General features: G+C 54.1%; 18 protein-coding genes. 8 read left to right on the top strand and 10 right to left on the bottom strand.

The window, feature by feature from the left end; genetic code table 11:
* Positions 1-232: 232 nt before the first annotated feature.
* From WCK51_02405 to WCK51_02395, 3 genes are read left to right on the top strand one after another with little or no spacing between them, the layout of a single operon-like run.
* Positions 233-979 carry a hypothetical protein gene (locus tag WCK51_02405; protein MEI7575716.1) on the top strand — a complete coding sequence of 249 codons (747 nt, stop codon included), beginning with the start codon at positions 233-235 and terminating at the stop codon, positions 977-979.
* The gene (locus tag WCK51_02400) at positions 976-1,203 is read left to right on the top strand and encodes a hypothetical protein (GenBank protein ID MEI7575715.1); all 228 of its coding nucleotides are present in this window, start codon (positions 976-978) and stop codon (positions 1,201-1,203) included. The genes WCK51_02405 and WCK51_02400 overlap by 4 nt, the downstream gene beginning before the upstream one ends.
* Positions 1,204-1,205: 2 nt before the next feature.
* Positions 1,206-2,000 (top strand): nitroreductase family protein, encoded by a 795-nt coding sequence (locus WCK51_02395; protein ID MEI7575714.1) that lies wholly within the window; start codon positions 1,206-1,208, stop codon positions 1,998-2,000.
* Here the strand turns inward: WCK51_02395 and WCK51_02390 are convergent.
* Positions 1,997-3,157 (bottom strand): protease complex subunit PrcB family protein, encoded by a 1,161-nt coding sequence (locus WCK51_02390; GenBank protein ID MEI7575713.1) that lies wholly within the window; start codon positions 3,155-3,157, stop codon positions 1,997-1,999. The two genes, WCK51_02395 and WCK51_02390, sit on opposite strands and share 4 nt — an antisense overlap.
* A gap of 46 nt (positions 3,158-3,203) precedes the next feature.
* Between WCK51_02390 and WCK51_02385 the strand changes: the two genes are divergently transcribed.
* A complete protein-coding gene (locus WCK51_02385; protein ID MEI7575712.1) occupies positions 3,204-4,517 on the top strand; it encodes an acyltransferase in 1,314 nt (437 codons plus the stop codon).
* Here WCK51_02385 and WCK51_02380 read toward each other — a convergent pair.
* From WCK51_02380 to pilM, 7 genes are read right to left on the bottom strand one after another with little or no spacing between them, the layout of a single operon-like run.
* Positions 4,511-5,464 (bottom strand): hypothetical protein, encoded by a 954-nt coding sequence (locus WCK51_02380; GenBank protein ID MEI7575711.1) that lies wholly within the window; start codon positions 5,462-5,464, stop codon positions 4,511-4,513. The two genes, WCK51_02385 and WCK51_02380, sit on opposite strands and share 7 nt — an antisense overlap.
* Positions 5,465-5,467: 3 nt before the next feature.
* On the bottom strand, positions 5,468-5,869 hold the full coding sequence (locus WCK51_02375; GenBank protein ID MEI7575710.1) for a hypothetical protein: 402 nt from the start codon (positions 5,867-5,869) through the stop codon (positions 5,468-5,470).
* The gene (locus tag WCK51_02370; GenBank protein ID MEI7575709.1) at positions 5,869-8,673 is read right to left on the bottom strand and encodes a hypothetical protein; all 2,805 of its coding nucleotides are present in this window, start codon (positions 8,671-8,673) and stop codon (positions 5,869-5,871) included. The genes WCK51_02375 and WCK51_02370 overlap by 1 nt, the downstream gene beginning before the upstream one ends.
* Positions 8,663-9,283 carry a hypothetical protein gene (locus WCK51_02365; GenBank protein ID MEI7575708.1) on the bottom strand — a complete coding sequence of 207 codons (621 nt, stop codon included), beginning with the start codon at positions 9,281-9,283 and terminating at the stop codon, positions 8,663-8,665. The genes WCK51_02370 and WCK51_02365 overlap by 11 nt, the downstream gene beginning before the upstream one ends.
* Positions 9,273-9,920, bottom strand: coding sequence for a type 4a pilus biogenesis protein PilO (gene pilO / locus WCK51_02360; protein MEI7575707.1), 648 nt, complete (start codon positions 9,918-9,920; stop codon positions 9,273-9,275). The genes WCK51_02365 and pilO overlap by 11 nt, the downstream gene beginning before the upstream one ends.
* Positions 9,917-10,513, bottom strand: a complete 597-nt coding sequence (locus WCK51_02355) for a PilN domain-containing protein (protein MEI7575706.1) — start codon at positions 10,511-10,513, stop codon at positions 9,917-9,919. The genes pilO and WCK51_02355 overlap by 4 nt, the downstream gene beginning before the upstream one ends.
* Before the next feature lie 10 nt (positions 10,514-10,523).
* A complete protein-coding gene (gene pilM / locus WCK51_02350) occupies positions 10,524-11,600 on the bottom strand; it encodes a type IV pilus assembly protein PilM (protein MEI7575705.1) in 1,077 nt (358 codons plus the stop codon).
* Between the two features lie 199 nt (positions 11,601-11,799).
* On the opposite strand from pilM, the gene pyrR reads away from it, so the two are divergent.
* From pyrR to WCK51_02330, 4 genes are read left to right on the top strand one after another with little or no spacing between them, the layout of a single operon-like run.
* Entirely contained in the window at positions 11,800-12,333 is a 534-nt protein-coding gene (gene pyrR / locus WCK51_02345; GenBank protein ID MEI7575704.1) for a bifunctional pyr operon transcriptional regulator/uracil phosphoribosyltransferase PyrR, read from the top strand.
* The gene (locus WCK51_02340; protein MEI7575703.1) at positions 12,333-13,244 is read left to right on the top strand and encodes an aspartate carbamoyltransferase catalytic subunit; all 912 of its coding nucleotides are present in this window, start codon (positions 12,333-12,335) and stop codon (positions 13,242-13,244) included. Before pyrR ends, WCK51_02340 begins: the two co-directional genes overlap by 1 nt.
* Positions 13,241-14,563 carry a dihydroorotase gene (locus WCK51_02335; GenBank protein ID MEI7575702.1) on the top strand — a complete coding sequence of 441 codons (1,323 nt, stop codon included), beginning with the start codon at positions 13,241-13,243 and terminating at the stop codon, positions 14,561-14,563. Before WCK51_02340 ends, WCK51_02335 begins: the two co-directional genes overlap by 4 nt.
* On the top strand, positions 14,547-15,233 hold the full coding sequence (locus WCK51_02330) for a hypothetical protein (GenBank protein ID MEI7575701.1): 687 nt from the start codon (positions 14,547-14,549) through the stop codon (positions 15,231-15,233). The genes WCK51_02335 and WCK51_02330 overlap by 17 nt, the downstream gene beginning before the upstream one ends.
* Here the strand turns inward: WCK51_02330 and WCK51_02325 are convergent.
* Both WCK51_02325 and WCK51_02320 read right to left on the bottom strand, forming a co-directional pair.
* Positions 15,230-15,469: a hypothetical protein gene (locus WCK51_02325; GenBank protein ID MEI7575700.1), complete on the bottom strand. Its 240-nt coding sequence runs from the start codon at positions 15,467-15,469 to the stop codon at positions 15,230-15,232. The genes WCK51_02330 and WCK51_02325 overlap by 4 nt on opposite strands.
* Before the next feature lie 292 nt (positions 15,470-15,761).
* A complete protein-coding gene (locus WCK51_02320; GenBank protein MEI7575699.1) occupies positions 15,762-17,471 on the bottom strand; it encodes an NAD(P)/FAD-dependent oxidoreductase in 1,710 nt (569 codons plus the stop codon).
* Positions 17,472-17,479 lie beyond the last annotated feature (8 nt).

Here is a 17,479-nt window from a genome sequence, read left to right as displayed (position 1 = left end):
CCCCAAAAGTCTCACTGCGCACGCCAAATCTCAGGCTGCTCATGGATCCGGGGTTTTCACCCGTACTGACGAACCCATGCCTCGGGCGACTTTGCCCGACCAGTTACTCCCTTTCGCGTTAGATAACGTGGTTTTGGGGGCAGTCGTTTCGTCAATCTGCACTTTACGGTCTAGATTCAGGGATTTGACTGAATCATAATGAGTTGAATGGGTTCATCCATAATAGAACTGTATGGCGAAGCCCCAACTCAGTTCCTTGTTTGGAGATGCTGGACGACGGACTCCGGTCACTATCGGTCTGACTGCGGTAGTCATTCTGGGTGCTGTACTGACTCTTGGCTCATCTCGATTCATGCTTAATCTATTCGGATTTGACGGCGCGCTTTTGCCGAAAATCTGGACGGCAATTACATTCCTCTTCGTCAACAACTTGGGACCGCTCGCCCTCGTCTTTTTGCCTCTCTGGCTTGTCATGGTCGGTGGGAGTGTCGAGCGGGATCACACGCCGGCGCGATTCGGAATCATTTTGGGCATTATCACTGTGCTCAGTCTCTTGCCGTTTGTTATCCTTCGGCAGCCGCTTTCTGGAATCCTGATCGTCAACTCAGCTCTGACCGTTATCTGGGCGACTCGTCAACCAAACGCCTGCGTCATGGTTTTTGGTCTAATCCCCGTCAAAGCGATGTGGATTGGTTGGCTTGGTGTGGCGTCCGTTCTGGTCACGTACGGCGCAGGAAACCTGCCTTTGGGAATCCTTTCGCTTGCCAGTTGTCTGGCGGCTTTCTTGTACGCTTCGAATCGGCTCCCTATCCGATACGGATACTCACATCATTCTGCCTGCGCCGTGAAGCAAACTAAAGCCCAGAAAGTTAAAGAAGACGCCTACTTAAGCGATGTGTTTTTACGCGAGCAGGAGCGAGCGGAGCGTGAGCGATTGCGTAGACTGTTTGAGGGGAGTCTAGAGGACGAAAAGAAATGAGTGAACAGAATCCGGGGATGTTTAGCCCGCCTAAGCCAATCAACGGCAAGAAGTTCGCGATCGGCTTTGTGGTCGGAACGTTGCTATTCTTCGTCTTCTGCCTTGCCGCAACCTATTACGGCGGTCGGGCCTGGGGCAACGCACTGAGTAAAAAGGCACTCGCTCAGGAAAAGCAGGTTGACATGGATCGGATGAAGGAGCGCGAAGCTCAGGGTCATCGCTGATCATGTTCGGCGAGACATTTGAGGCCGCTTGGCAGAAGCGGTTTGGCTCCGAAGCTGGGTTTTCACTCGATGAGATCGGTTCTCTATTAGCCCACCGCTCGGTCCGGCGATTTGCTGATCAGCCGATTCCGGATTCGATGGTCCAAGGATTAGTTGCGGCTGCGCAATCCGCCGCAACGAGTAGCAACTTGCAGAGCTGGTCCGTTGTTTCGGTAAAAGATCCCGTCAAGCGCGCAGCGATTGCCGAAGCTTGTGGTCAACAGAAGCAAGTTGTAACGGCCCCTCTGTTCTTTGCATTCTTAGCCGATCTACACCGGTTGTCAGAATACGCTGGAGAGGTTCCAAGCGGGCTGGACACGATTGAAATGTATACGGTCGCCGTCATTGATGCCGCTCTTGCGGCAGAGCGAATGGTTTGTGCGGCGGAGGCACTTGGTTTCGGGATTTGCTACATTGGCGGTTTGCGAAACCAGCCGTACACGATCAAAGAGTTGCTTCGGCTCCCTGAGCGCGTTGCGCCGGTTTTTGGGCTGTGTATCGGAGTTCCGGCCGAGACGGCGAATGCTGAGATCAAGCCAAGACTTGGGCAGGATCAAGTCTGGTTTGAAGAGGTCTACGGCGAGTCGCTCGATCCGAGCGAATACGACTCCCGTGCCGGGGAATTCTTTGGAACCCAGGGCATGTCAACCGACGTTCCGTGGTCACAAAAGAATGCGGCTCGCACCCGCGATGAAGGGCTCTCGGGTCGTGAGAAGTTGAGGGAGTTTTTGAATCGGCAGGGCCTCGCCAACCGTTAACGGATGGCCTTTTTTGCTGGCATCTCTTCGATACTCACTGAACTGATTCCTCTTGGAACACGTATCAAGTAAGTCTGAGCCTTCGTATCTGGAGTCGCGGCGGGCCGGGAGAAGAGCGCTACCGCTTGGTTGCCTCGGTAAGCAACACCCTCAAACTTGTAGCCCTTTCGGTTTTGCGGAGCGAGTGTAATCGCCGCCACGTTTTCAGTGTTCGGTGAATACCCCTTCACCGTCACGGACGAAGGCAGGGAACGAAGCTGCTGAGCCGTGAGCATCACGCCAACCTGCGAAGCCCGCATCAGGGCGTCACCTTGATAGCCAAGAACCAGGGAGGAATCGTCAAAATACTCAGTTGCGATCGATCTAGCAGATCGATCGACGCCCACGCCGAACCAACGAGCCCCGCGTTGCTGTTGCTGAACCGAAGATCTGCGAACCCAGACTTTTGCCGCCCCTTGGTTGTAAACGACGTTTTCGACGGCGCAGTTGAAACCTTGGCTGAAACGCCCAATCGAGACGATCGCAAGCGCCGAAGTTTGGAAGTTGAACGATAATCCAGCGGAGTTGTAACTGAACCCAGATTGTTGGACCCAGTAGTTGAACGTCTGCTGAGTGTAAAAGACCTGACCGAACGGGTTGTAAAAACCGTCGTAGTAGCCGTCACAGCAGGGATTCCAATAGCCGGGGTACCAGGTTGTGTACGGCCCGACCATGATGCCGCCATCCTTTTGAACTTTTGTGACCTTGAGTTTGAATTCAAGTACAGAACGGTCGATGGCGATCATGACCCAAGGGCTGGTCAGGGCTTGAGTTGTCATCTCACCCGCTGCCGGCGTGGATTCGGTGACTTCGATAGTTGCGACGCTTGCCGCGACAGAAACCTTGCTGACCGAGGCCGAATAGCCACCCGATGACCGAGTACCGAGAAAAACAGCAACGACCCGATCCTTAAAGAAGTCCACCTTGGGTCGGCTGTTAGATTGGGCGATGAGTAAGTAATTTTCAAGCGCGCCTTGGTCGGTAATCTGGAACATCCGTTGCTGTTTTTCAGTGGCGTTGTTGCCCGAAGCAATTGTTCGGTAGGAGACATTCTGCCCAAGAACGACCGCCGACAAAGCAATCATAATTAACCCAAACGCAACTCGAACCGTATTCATGCCTTAATGGTACGACGATTGCAGTATCGATAGGTTACGAATCAGCTTGAGAAAGGCCAAACGATTTACGGAGACCAGTGCGAAGCTCGAATTCATTGAAGGAATTCGGGCTTTGGCCGCTTTGTACGTCGTACTGAGTCACTTTTGCTCGATGGTCATTCCATCCGATTCCGCAAGGTTTAACCAGACGCAGGGGACGTTTCTTGCGAATGCAATGGGCGCGTTTCGGAACGGACACTTGGCGGTTGCCGCGTTCATCGTCTTGTCCGGTTTCTGCCTCCAATACGGGCTGTTTCAGCGAGGCGACGGCAGGGTCTACGGACTCGGAGGATTCTTTAAGCGGCGAACCTTGCGTATTCTTCCCGCCTACTACGCGACGCTACTACTCTCAGTGGCCGTTTGCTACTGGGTGACTTGGCCAAACAAAGACATCCGTCCGTTCGACACCTACGTTAAGGCGTCCAGTGGCATGCCGGTCACCCTGGATAGCCTTCTTGCTCACATCTTCCTGCTTCAGAACCTCTCCATGGACTGGATGTACCGCATCAATGGCGCGCTGTGGAGCATCTCGATTGAAGCCCAGCTTTACCTACTGTTCCCGTGGCTGATCTTGGTGATGCAGAAGCGGTCGCCAGTTGCGCTGCTGATCCTCACCGCGATTCCATCTTTGCTGGTCGCGGCATTTGTTCCTGGCGCGGCGAAGATGTACTCTTGGTTCGCAATCCTATTCGTAGCGGGGATGATGGCGGCGCATTACGCGCACCGGCCAGACCCAGTAAAGGGTCTGAAGCCCGCGTACGGCTTTGCAATCTTTTGGTCAGGATTCATCGCGACGTTTTACATGGTCTACCAACAGGCGGTAGTGGGGAAGAGCCTGGACTCAACCACGCTGATTGCCAGCGACCTGACCTGCGGCTTCGCGACGGCGGCATTTCTGTATTCGGCCACGATCTCTCCAGGGGGGCTTGCACAGCGGGCGTTGAGTGCGAGGTGGCTCGTTCGGATTGGTGTGGCGAGCTACAGCTTGTATCTGATTCATCATCCGCTGCTACAAGTTCTATATGTCAACCGCCCGAGTTGGGCGTCGAGTCCGGAGATGGAGACGACTTACCTTGTCACCCTCGCGCTGCCCGTTATCGTCGTAGTCTCCCTGGCGTTCTCTTGGGTGTTCGAGCGACCGTTTGTGAAGTCGTACCTCCCTGCGGGGAATAGCGAACCCGATTTCAAGCCGTATCAACTTCCTTTACGCCCTTTGGAAGTCGCAGCGATGGAGAGCTACGCTTACCTAGAAGGCGAAAACAAAAAGGCACCCCGTAAGCGAGATGCCTCTAAGCGCCGTAAGAAGGTGAAGCTCTACTGAAGCGATCGTCGCTTGAGCACCATGTCCAGGTTCAACGTTCGATTGATCGTGTGGTAGGTGTACTGGATCGCTTCTGCGGTCGTCGAGGTTGGCGGCGTATAGTTGATCGAGCCATGGATAACGGAGTCAATTCGGGTTGAATTGTACTTTCGCGACACCGGTGCGCCAAGCACTGGCGACCATTCGTCCGTCGAGCTGATATCTTCTCGGGTCTTGAACACAAACCCGTTAGCTATATTGAACGCCTTGAACCAAGCCAAGACATCCCAGTTATTGTGCATTGTATCGGTGTACAGCGCGCGCCATGTGTTGAACACGGGATCAACGTCGGCAACAACCGTGCTCGCACCGGTCACCGCGAACGCAGTCGAGATGTCGAAGGTGGTTGCGGGATAACCAGTCTGGGTGTTATTGAACTGCCCAGCTCCGCCTACGTTGGCACCTGCGCCGAACGTGCCCGGTAGCCACGCTTGAGGTGAACCGGTCAAACCAGGAGCCGTATTGGCATTGTTCTGTCGCCGACCCTGCATGGTGACCGCTCCCCCAACCGCTTGCGTCATGTAGGTCTCCAAAACTTCCACAGTCGGGAGCCCGCCGTTGAGTTTGTAGGTGAGTGCATCAGTAACTTTGAAGCAAGGTCCGATGCCCTGGATGTTCACCGAGGTGATCGTCCGTGTCATTGACCCACTCACCGGCCCTTGATTCCGGCTGACTCTCGTCGCACTTTCGTCAAACTCTTCGCGCAGCATCGTTCCGGAAACTTCATATTCCCAGGTGTCCCCAGCGAGGTAGGTGCGGAGTGCCGTCCCACCGTTAACTCCTGGTCCGGTTGCCCGGAGGACCGACGCGATTGGAGGATCGGGAAAGCCGGTTCCGGCTCCGCCTTGTCCACCACAGCCGACGAATGCTAGGGCGAGAATCGCCACGCTGATTTTGATTCCTTTCATGGTCTAACCTCCTCCTGAAGGGCCAACATCGAAGTTGCCCCCGTAGTTCACGCCGAGACGTGTATAGCTAAAGCTGCCGACGAGTCTGCCTCCGTTGGTGGTCACGGTTCCACCGATGACCATGTTGCCGCCAGTTGGGAAGCTAGTGACCGCAGTGAGACTGCCCGACTTGTTGACAAATCCGGCGACGGTGCCCGTTGCACCGAGCTTATCGTTCATCGTTCCAGACAGACTGCCGTCGGTAGTGACAATGAACGACATGTTGCCATTATCGTTCGCGTCGCCGCTTGCCCAAGTTCCGCTCCATTTCCCAGCGTAGAGGCTAGGAAGTAGGGCTGTGTTCCCCGATCCGCCGCACCCCGAAAGGAGGGCGAGGCCGAAGATTGCGATTGCAACTCGTTTCATTAGTTCTTGCCTCCTTTCTTGCCCATCTTGATTGGGCTTTCGGTGTTGATCAACGCCTGCCCGTTTTTGAACGATCCGTCGTGATTGATCGACGTATCCTTCTCCATGGGCAGGGTCTTTTGTTGACCTTGGTTCAGCATCTTTGCGGTGACAAAGATGACCATCTCGGTCTTGACCTTGTCGGTTGAGGTGCTTCGGAAGAACTGGCCGAAGATGGGCAGATCCTTGAGGATTGGCAATCCAGTCATCGACTTTCGGTCTTCTTGCTGAATCAGGCCGCCGATAGCGAAAGTTTCGCCATCCTTGAGCGTGATCGAGTTCTGAGCGGTTCGCTCGCTTGTCTGAGGCAGTCGTCCGCCGATTTGGCTCACGACTTCCCAGCCCTTAAGGTAGACCACTTTGGTTCGGAGGTCGAGGTTGATCGTTCCGTCGCCGCCGAGCCGTGGATAGGCCGCGAGTCGGACGCCGGTGCTGACCGTTCCTTGGGTGACCGAAGGACCGTTCTGGCCGCTGATGATCGACTCGATGTAGCGAATCACGTCACCGACGAAGACCTCGTTCGCTCGTCCATCATTACAGATTAGGTTTGGCCTAGAGATGAGTCGGCTACCGTTCGAGATCGAATCGAGGATTGCCGAGACGTCACCTGAGACATCGCTGCCCTGGACGCTGACGCCAATTCGGTTGTTGGTTCCCGAGGAGGGATTGTTCAGACGGATCGTCTTGATCGCTCCGCTGGTGAACAAGTTCCAGTCGATGCCGACCCGAAGAAGCTCTTCCCGGCTGACTTCCATGACCCGCATTTCAAGCGAGACTTGGCGCGGAGCCACGTCGAACTGTTGGATGAGCTGCATGGCTCGGTCGACTTGGTCCTTGCTACCTTTCATGATAAGTCGCATCGGCATTCCAACCGCTTCAAACTCGTCGAACGGAAGAATGAGACCGGTGCTTGAGTCAGTCTTGTCAGACTTGAGCTGTTGCTGCTGACCGCCCGCCCCTTGCTGCTGCTGCTGTTGACCGCCACCAGCGCCGTTTTGCATGGCTGCCGTCTGAGTTCCACCACCTTGAGGTGCCGGTGTGTCGGTGCCACGCTGCTCAGCCTGATTCCTCATCCGATCTTCTTGGTAGACCTTTGGGTTGAGCACCGCGTTTGGCGCGATGACAACTGATAAACCCGGGATGTTTGAGATTAATGCTTCGCGAACCGCTCGAGGGTCGGAGTATTTGAGGTCAGCGACCTGGAACTCCGTCATCGTTGCCGCTTCGTCGCTGTCCAGCTCCTGGAAGGCGCTGAGCACCTGCTCAACCTCATCGACGAAGCCTTTTAGGACGATCGTCTGTTTGGAGATGCTGGTGGTCGGAGTGGCGAAGCACTCGACGTTTCCGACGTTTGTTTTGCCTTTTCCGGCAAGAGCCTCGATCAGATCGATGGCTCGACCGCCGTGGACGTTGTATGACTTCACGATCGAATCGACCACTTTAGGAGGTTTGATTCCGAGCGCCGTGCAGAGCTGCCGATCAATGGATCGCACGAGTGCCTCGATTTCGTCGAGCCGCCCCGGAGAACCAATGAGCATGACGTACGGATCGCTATCACTTCCGGCTTGGGATTGGCCAGCAGGGAGCTTGCCATCTTTGTCGTTGGAAGCAGCTGGACCAGCGTTCAGAGCAGTTCGTTCAGAGGGGAGTACCAGCTCAAATCGACCAAATGAGTTCTCGGAGGAAACCGATTTGAGAACTGCAAGTTTGATCTGCATGGTCTGGCCGCTGAAGACAGGAACGACTCGAGACATCACTGTATCTTCTCTTGGACCTTGAACCGCGCGAAGCGTCTCAAGGAACTTGGATTCGGTGGTGACGATGTAAGTCCGTCCTACTTGGGCATATTTGAGCCCCGCCAGCGAAGTGACAAGGTTGAGAGCGTCTTTAACGCTGACTTTGTCCAACTTGACGGTCAATTTTCCGGTGACGTCGGGCGAAGTTACGATATTCACGCGGGTTTGGAGCGCAAGCGATTTGACGATGTTGACAATCTGGGTGTCAACAAAGTCGAGCGAAACTCGGATGTCGTCTCCCTTTCCGACCGTTACACCCTTCGTAGCCGTGCCCTTTGAGGGTTCGTTCCGAAATGGTTGTGCGGCCGTTGGCTTTTGCTCTGTAGGCTTCTGCTCAGCGAGCTTTGGTACAAAAGGGCCGAAGTTCCGAATGGCGGGCAGGGTCGTCGGAGTGCCAGTGGACATCGCTCGATTAAGAAAAGCTGTGGGCCTTTCCACCGTGATGGTCGCCTTCGACTCCGGAGTCTTGAAGTACTCAACGGCGGCTTCAACTCTCGGGGGAGTCTTGGGCAGAATCTTGCCGCTTGGCTTGGAGCTAGAAGCGAACTTCGCAGCTGCCTTACCTTCGGTGGTCATCATCTTGAGCAGAAGAAGCTCCGCTGGTTCAAAGCTCACGCTGACGCCCTTCTTGTCAGTTGCGAGAACTGCGTTGATTGGCTCGGTGAACTTGAACTTCAGAACTGTTTTTCCACTACTGAAGACAGGCTGGATTGTTTCCAATCCGTTCTGCCAGATGTTCAGCTTATCGCTCTTCAGCGATAGCTTAGCGTCAAATTCGAGCGCGTACTGGGTTGCAGTATTCAGGAACTCGGCTCTCGGTTTGCCTAGGTCTGACCCTTGGATCAGAACTTGCACACCTTTACCGACTTTCAGAACTGAAACGCCTGTAATGCGCCCGGCACCGTGAGCGACATGCGCCGCCACGATGCAAAGCCCGATGAGGGCTGTTCGGATCCATTTACTTTCCATTGGGGTTTCCTCCTACGGTCAAAACGAGTGTTTGATCGTGAAACTTGACTTTCACTTTGTTGCCGTAAACGGCAACGAGCGTTGCGGAGCCGTCGATAGCATCGCCAGCCTCCACGAGTTTTTGATTTCCTGTCGCGTCTGCGAAAACGGCTGCAGGGTATTTGCCTTGAACAAAGCCGATGAGCGTGTAGCCAAACTTCGGTGCTGGTGGCACGAGTGGGCCAACCCCGCTGTCCTTGACTCCACCGGCTTCCCAGTTGAATTCTGGCTTGGGCCCTCCTAGAGCATCAGGAATCGGCTTCACTCGAGGTGATTCCTTAGGACCTGGCTTTGTCGGCGGAACCGTGGCGGGGTCAACATTTGCCGCAATTGCAAAGGCCGATGGGGCAAAAGGGTCCCGTTTCGCGAGGGGTACTGACTGATCTGGATTCGCGAACTTCGGCTTGTCTTCCGAAACCGCTGAAGTCTTCTCAGCTGTCTTCTCTTCCTTCTTCGCTGCCGGAGCAGGGGCTGGAGCGCTGCTCCCTCCCATCATTTGGAAGGCGCCGACACAAACAATCATCAGCGCGAGAACGCCGAGTACAACCATCTGCTTCTTCTCACGATTCATCTTTCACCCCTTTTGTTCGGCTAGCTGTCTTGTCTCCTTCTGCGTCTGGGTCGACGGTTGGTGAATCCTTAAACGCGTACGCTTGAAGAGCGATGTCGAATTCTAGAGGTGGACTCCCTGGCTCGATCTTGCCGGAGTCCTTGGGAACGATCGTAAACGACTTAACCGCAACGATCTTTGGGAAGTTTCTGAGTGCATCCACAAAGCGCATCGCGTCCCCATAGGTGCCTCGACCTTTCACGGCGATGTTTTGCTCCTCGTAGGCACTCTTCTTCGTCTTGTCTCCCTCCTTTTTGCTCTTGTCTGCGAGGACGGGGCGAACGCTGAGAATCTGCAAGTTGTTCTTCTTGCCAAACTCCTCGAGTTCATGAAGCATGGTGGCGATGTAAGCGGCCTCGGGAATTCCATGTTCGAGGTGGCTGAGCTTCGACTTGAGTTTGTTGATTTTGAGCTTGCTCTCGTCCATCTCCTTCTGAACCGCCTTATCGTCCTTCAGTTCAGACTTCAAGACCTGAAGAGCGCGTTCTTGCTCTCCCAAGCTTGCGTAGGTGAGGTAGACAATTCCCATCCCGGCCAAGAAGACCACTCCGGCTAGCATGAAGAATGATTTGGGCTGCAGCTGTGCTTTAAACTTCATGACTTGGTTTCCTTTTCGTCGTTAGCGGGTTTCTTTGCAGACCCCACAATTGAGCCCGCAATTTCAAATTCGATCGCAGACATCTGTCGCAAAAGCTTTTCTTGAGACCCAACGAGGTTCACCCCTTCAATATCGCGAGAGTTCTGGCAACGCAGAACAAACTGGGACGCATCCGACTGCGACTTTCCGGTACCGATGAATGTGACCTTGATTGGCTGATCCGGCTGACTCGCGTCAGCGCGAATTGCAGTCAAATAGACATCAGGCGGGGTGTTAACTGCAACATGGTTCAGCAATCTTCCCCAGCGACTTGTGAGTTCGCGAGCATCTTGCAAAGTCTCTAGCCTTGGCTCAAGATCAGCAACGATGCGCTTTTGTTCCTCGATTTCTTTGAGCATTGGCTTGAGCTTTTTCAACTTGGCCTGAACTCCTTGTTCTTCCGATGCGAGCGCCGCTCCCTGGCCAAGAATGACGAGGTAGGCGATCCCTACGACACTTCCAGCCGCGATGAGCGCCACTTGGCTCAGTCGCATTTGTTGGGCAGCCTTCTTGGCGACGATTAGGTCTGATTCAATGAGATTGATAAACGGCATCGTGTTCTCCTTAAGCGGCTTTGAGCTGCCCTCTGATCGCCAGTCCTACGGCAATCGTTAAGTCCAGCCCAGAATCCTCGGTTCCGGTGAGGCTGATAATGTTTCGGTTATCGAAGGCACCCAGCGCGTGGACGTTTAATCCGAGCTTCGCGCTGAGATAGGCGTCGAGCCCTCGAAGCTTCGCACCGCCACCAGTGAGGATGATTTCTTTGATCTCAACCGGTGGGGTTCCTTCCGCCTGTTGGTTTTGCGTTTGTAGATAGTTCAACGATCGGCGAATCTCCCGGACGAGGTCGTCGACTTGGGAGGCCATAACTTTGAGCGGTGGGTTCTCAACCACGCTTCCAGCCAACAACTCGCGCATATCGAGAACCGTTTTGCCGGCTTCTGCGTCAACCGTCTCAAGCTTGAAGGCTTGCTTCAGAGCCTCGGTGAGCGTGTTTCCGCCGGAGGGCATGGTTCGATTCATGACGAACACACCCTTGTCGATTACCGTTACGGAGGTGCTGGTGCCACCAATGTTGAGGAACATGTAAGACTCTTCACCGGCCCTACGGCTAGGGTCAGTCTCAACCAAAGTTCTGTAGGCAGCGAACGTTTCTAGGTCGACGATATCAACGTGGAGTCCGGCTTCCTTACAAGCCGCAATTCGGCCGCCCACCAAGTCTTTCGGGGCAGATGCGAGCAACACATTCATCTGCGTTTCGGAGAGTGGTCCGACGATTTCTGCTTCGACGTAGGATTCTTCGATGGAGCCCGGCACGTAGCGACCAGCTTCGAATTTCACGGAGTCTCGGAGCATGTTCGGCGACATCTTTGGGAAGGGAACTGTTCGGACGAACGTGGCACCGCCAGCGGCGGCGATGACGGCATGGCCGCTGTGGATATGCCCTTCCTTCATCGCCAGCTTGATCGCAGCTCCGAGCTCATCGGGATTGGTGACGTTTCCGTCCCGCATGACATCCGGTGGAGTCAGTGCAGTTCCTACCTTAACGATCTTCCATCCGGCACCGGATTTGTCCACCTGCACGACCTTGATCGCGCTGTGGCCAATATCCACGCCGACGGAGGCGCGAGCTATTGCCATCGCTCTCCTCCGCAGATTTCATTCAAATTTGAGTTCCTTTTGTTGCTTCGAGGCATACTGCTCCCAATACTCGGTTGTCCTACCCAGTAAGAATCCTTGGTATGTCCCCGCAGGAATCTCAGGTGAAGTTGAGGAATTGTTTGGAGAAACCTGAGAACGCGGCTAAGACTTGCGCTGGTCTGCCATAATCGTCCCAAGCATGGGCGCCGTCATCTTAGATTCGGGGGATATCAGGCGGACTCTCGGCCGCCTTGCACACGAGATTTTGGAATCAAACCAGGGTGCGCAGGACCTCGTCGTGGTTGGTGTCCTCAAACGTGGCTATCCAATCGCGAAGCGGCTCGCCTTCCACATGACCCAGATTGAAGGTGTTACCGTCCCTTGCGGAAGGCTTGATATCCGTGCCTTTCGAGATGACGCGCCAGTTAGGACAGAGGATGAATCTGAGATCCCATTTGAAGTCACTGGCAAGCACGTTGTCCTGGTGGATGAGCTTATTTTCACCGGACGGACGATTCGGGCCGCGTTAGATGCCCTGATTAGGCACGGTCGCCCCGCAACCGTCAAACTTGCGGTTCTGTTAGATCGAGGACATCGCGAGTTGCCGATTGAACCCAATTTCTGTGGACGAACGATTCAAACTGAACGTGGCGATAACATCGTGGTGAAGATTAATGAGTATGATGGCGAGGACGCTGTAGTCTTGCAGCCAGCCCAAACGGAGAAGGCCTAATGCCGCAAAACCTTCTAGAGATAAGGAACCTTGAGCCGGATCAGATCAATGCCCTCATTGAACTGGGTCGCGATTTTAAGAAGCGCGTTCGAGCTGATGAAGCCGTCCCAAACCTCAGCAAAAAAGTCGTTGGGATGCTCTTCTTCGAAAACTCCACTCGTACGAGAGTTAGCTTCGAACAAGCAGCTTTTTACCTTGGGATGCGCTCCAGTAACTTCGCGACTAGCGCGAGTAGCATGAGCAAGGGTGAGACGCTTAAGGACACCATCTTGACGTTGCGCCATGAGCGGCTGGACGCGTTGGTGATGCGACACAAGTCGAGCGGTGCGCCAGGATTGGCAGCCAAGCATTTTGGCGGCCCCGTGGTGAACGCCGGTGATGGGCAACATGAGCACCCAACCCAGGCTCTGGCTGACGCGGTAACCATCCTTGAACGGAAGGGCCGAATCGAGGGATTGAAAGTTGCCATCGTAGGTGACGTCAAGCACTCGCGAGTCGCAAGATCGAACGGTTGGCTACTTGAGAAACTGGGAGCTGAAGTTCGTTTTGTGGGTCCGAGAACCCTTCTCCCTTCTCAGACGGCAAGCCTGCCTGGTGGATTCTACGATGATCTTGACGAAGGTCTTGAGGACGTGGACGTTGTGATTTGCCTGCGCCTTCAGAAGGAGCGGATGGAGCAGGGCATGATCGGTTCGGTTGGCGAGTATGCACACATGTACCAGATCAATGCGGAGCGACTGCGAGTTGCGGATGCCGGCTGTATTGTCATGCACCCGGGCCCGATCAACAGAGGTGTTGAAATCGATGATCCAACTGCTGACGGTGAGCGGTCGGCAATTACCGCGCAGGTTGAAAATGGTGTTTTTGTGAGAATGGCAAGTTTCTATTGGTGCTTCGGAGGTGCCGCGTGAGAACTCTCCTTAGAAACGGAAGAATCATCGACCCGTCGCAAGGGCTAGACACGATCGGCTCGGTTCTGATTGAGGACGACCAGATTATCGAAATTGGTGAGATTGGTGACCTTAGCGATATCGACGAAGTTTACGATTGCACCGATTTTTGGATCACGCCGGGCCTGGTTGATATGCATGTTCACCTTCGTGAACCTGGGCAGGAGCATAAGGAAACAATTCAGACAGGAACCCAGGCTGCGGCGGCTGGCGGATACACCACGATTTGCTGTATGCCAAATACGAATCCACCCTTGGATAATCCGGCGATCATTGACTTCATTCTCGATAAGTCCGCGTCACCCGAGGCCGGCGGGGTGTTCGTCGCTCCAGTTGGCGCATTAACAAAAGGTCTGAAGGGTCTCGAACTCTCGAATCTTGGCGCAATGAAAAGGGCAGGAATCGTTGCGGCGAGTGACGAAGGGTTTCCAGTTCAGAATTCTCAACTGATGACCGATGCGATGGAGTTCTGTGTCCAACTCGGACTACCGATCATGGCTCACTGCGATGACGCTAGCCTCAGCGAAGGCGGCGTCATGAACGATGGTGCGGTTTCTGCGATGCTCGGTCTCAAGGGGACTCCTCGTACAGCAGAAGAGATCGCAACGATGCGAAACTGTTTGCTGTCGTTGCACACTGGTTGCCCGGTTCACATCATGCGCGTCAGTACTTGGGGTGCCGTTGAAATTATTCGGCTCATGAAGTCCCTCGGGGCCCCGGTCACGTGCGAGATCTGCCCGATGCACTTCACTTTTACCGAAGACCACATCGGCGACTTTGACACTAAGTTCAAGATGCAGCCGCCGTTGCGAACGAAGGTTGATATCGAGTTGCTCGAGCAAGCCCTGCAAGACGGAACCATTGACTGCATCGCGAGCGATCACAGCCCACATGCATCGCACGAAGTGGACGTTCCTTTTGACGAAGCTCCGTTTGGCGCGAGCACAATTGAAGCGACCCTTGCCGTCACCCTGACGAACTTGACTCACACGGGAATCCTGACTCCCTTGGAGACGGTCAATAAACTCAGCACGATGCCAGCGCAGATCCTTCATCTTGATGCCGGGACGCTGGTGCCGGGCGAAACTCCCGTCGCTCAACTCACCGTCATCGACCCAAACCTGGAGTGGAAGTTTGACCGCAATAAATCCTTCAGCAAGAGCAAGAACGCGCCGTTCCATAACATGAGCTTTAAGGGCAAAGCGGTGCTGACGTTCTGCGGCGGTGAAATCTATCGCGATCAAAGATTCCCATCGGAGCGATATGCGATTTACATGTAGCCTGTTGCTCACGAGCGTGCTGCTGGCGGGTTGCGGGCAATATAGCAACCCGAACGACCTGTCGTCGATCCCGCAAGTGGATCGCATGGAGGTGGCCTATTCCCTTCTGAAACAGGCCACAGACGCTTTGGACGTTAAGTATCAGAAAGGGCAGTTGACGGATGAGGAGCGGCTGGCCAAGATTCGCGAGTATGCCGAGGAGTTGTTGACTAACGTTGATAAGTCGCAGGTCCCTCAAAATGACCTTTGGCAATACGCTGAAATTCTGCGAATTTCGCGACGGTGGCCCGAAGCCGAAGAAATCCTTATGAAGGCGATCAAGGTTCCCGGTGACGAGGACCGTCGGATTCAAGACACTCTCCGACTATCGCAAGCTCAGGCTCACAACGGCAAGTTTGCCGTCGCGATTGAGACAGCGAAAAAGACTCTTGACGCGAAGGACGAAGACGCAGCTCCGATTTTGTTAGGCTGCTTGTACGAGATCGCACCGATCATCAAAGGTCACGGGCAGGACCCAGCTTTGGCAGACCTACTCAAAGGCGCGATCGCATGCCATGAGCGAACTAAGGTAGACCCAAATACCCAGGAAGGAAAAATTTTCAACTCTGTTCGGCGATTCCATATTCGAAAAGCCGAGACCTTTATTGAGCAGCTAAAAGCTGGTCTTTAGGTAACAAGTTGATCGAGTGAGAGCCACTCGTGAGGACGGTGAAAATCTACCGCCCCAAGTTTCGCGACGGAGTGTAAGTTCTCGAGGGGCGGGTTGACATCGGGACAGCCGCCGAGGATAAGCGTGATGTTTCCACGGAGATCTTCCGCCGAGCCAAGGCTACGTTCAATCTCCTTCCAACTCAGCTCGAAACCGGCTCGCCAACCGACGGCCGCGTCAACAGTCCAGACACGCACTAATTGTGGGTGCACCGTCTGCAGATCACGCTCTCTAACACTCGAAAAGACGCAACTCCACCATGCACCGTTTGGAGCAAGGTTGATTTCCAAATACCTGTTCGTGCGGGGTTGAAAAAGAAAGAGTTCGCCGCAATCGAATCTCCATAATCCCTCAATGAATCCTTGATCAGAGGAGCAGAATGTTGTTTCAGATGATAGGAATTCTAACCGAACCCCGTCCTCGCCTGTCGTGAAAGAAAACGAACCCTTCTTTGATGCTGAACCCGCGAAGCTAGCACCAAACTCTCTTTCAGACACTGAACTCCACGAACGTATCCGTGTTCATCTTGATAGCCCGCTCCTGCCTCGGAAGCTCGAAGCGAAGCGGAGGCTGACCAGGAACCATTACTCCGCGTACCCATCCACACTTCAGCAAAGATTCTAAGTGACATAGACCGTACGACATAGCCTTCTTATCTGTTGGACGAGCGCCGTGTTGCTTAACTGCTGCGATCATGTTTGGTATGAGGAACGAAATATCGCCTCCGCGCTGAAGGATTTGCAGGAGAACGTAATACATTCCCTTCTGAGGAAGGACCGCACTCCCCTTTCGCCAGCGACGAAGTGCAACTATTTTTCCATCTTGGTAGCTTGCAACATCCTCTTCGATTGCGCCTTCCATATCTAATATGAAGCGGTTGTATTTGAATACTTCGAGTTGCGCTTCGCCTTCGGTCATCAACTCGATGGTGTCAATCACTGATTCCAAATCGTAACCTGATATTCCTGCATTACCGGAATCCATAAATCCGCCCGTTCCGAGCCATTGGAATGCTTGGTTGGCATCAAACTCCAAGCCTGCTTCCGCTGCGATGGTCTTTGTATGCTCCTTCACGTCGGTAAAGCACCCATTGGCCGTATACCAAAAGTCCGCAAACTTGATATGCTGAGCGACCCTTCTTGTTAAGTTATCCTGGAGCTCCTCTTTTAGCCACTTTGCGTCGTGAGCACCTTCATCCAAAGCAAGAATCGTATACGCGAGTTCACGAGCTCCTAGATGGGCCATCGTCAACCCTGCCGCCAATATGGGATCGGCGAACCCCGCCGCCTCACCAACTAAGAACCAATTTTCTCCATAGACACGTTCCGCGTAGTAGGACCAATCCTTTGTGCCTTTGACTTCCCCATCCGCAGTTGCACCTTGGATGAGAGATGCAATTCTTGGTTCCTCGCGAACGGCTTTTTCGTACAGTTCTTCCTTCGAGAGACCGCACTGGCGATAATACTCGGCAGGACATACTAAGCCAATACTTGTGCGAGTGGGCGAAATCGGGATGAACCAAATCCACCCGTACCCCAGGCTCATGACTTGGACCCGGGTTCCGCCTCTACCAACCGAAAAGGCCCACTCGGCGTCGTTCCAATAATCCCAAAATGCAACATTCCGAAGGCTGGATGGTTCGATCGTTTCCACTCCCATCGCCCTTCGCAGTGTTCCCGATGCCCCGGTTGCATCAACATAGTATCGGGCCGTTTCCACGGTCCCGTCTTCGAGCCTTAATCCGGTGATTTTGTCCCCGTCGCGTAATATTTCGACTACCTTTGTCTCTTCTCTGACTTCAACCCCCATTTCCTTGGCGTGATCGAGCAAGATTTTGTCGTAGACCGAGCGTTCTACTTGGAACGCAGTGAGTTTCCGCCAACCTTCATACTTTGCCGGCCTAGGTTCATCTTCAACTCTCTCGATAGGCAGAAACTGGAAGTCCCAAAGGTCATTCGTATTGCCCCAACGGTAGGTCGCACCGATCTTTATGGGAAACTCCGCGGCTTCAACTTTATCCCAACATCCCATTTCGTCGAGTACAACAGAAATCGGCGGAAGTTGGCTCTCGCCAACATGCTCGCGCGGAAACTTTTCGCGCTCGAGTACCAGAACGTCCATCTCGGGTTTGTACTTCTTGAGCAAACAACAACCGGTCGAACCAGCGGGGCCACCGCCTATGAAGATAACGTCACGCATGGAGCAAC

It is taken from the genome of Armatimonadota bacterium, from assembly GCA_037138755.1.
Lineage (GTDB): Bacteria > Armatimonadota > Fimbriimonadia > Fimbriimonadales > Fimbriimonadaceae > Fimbriimonas.
The sequence above is the reverse complement of the archived record's forward strand: the minus strand, read 5'-3'. Positions and strand labels throughout refer to the sequence as shown.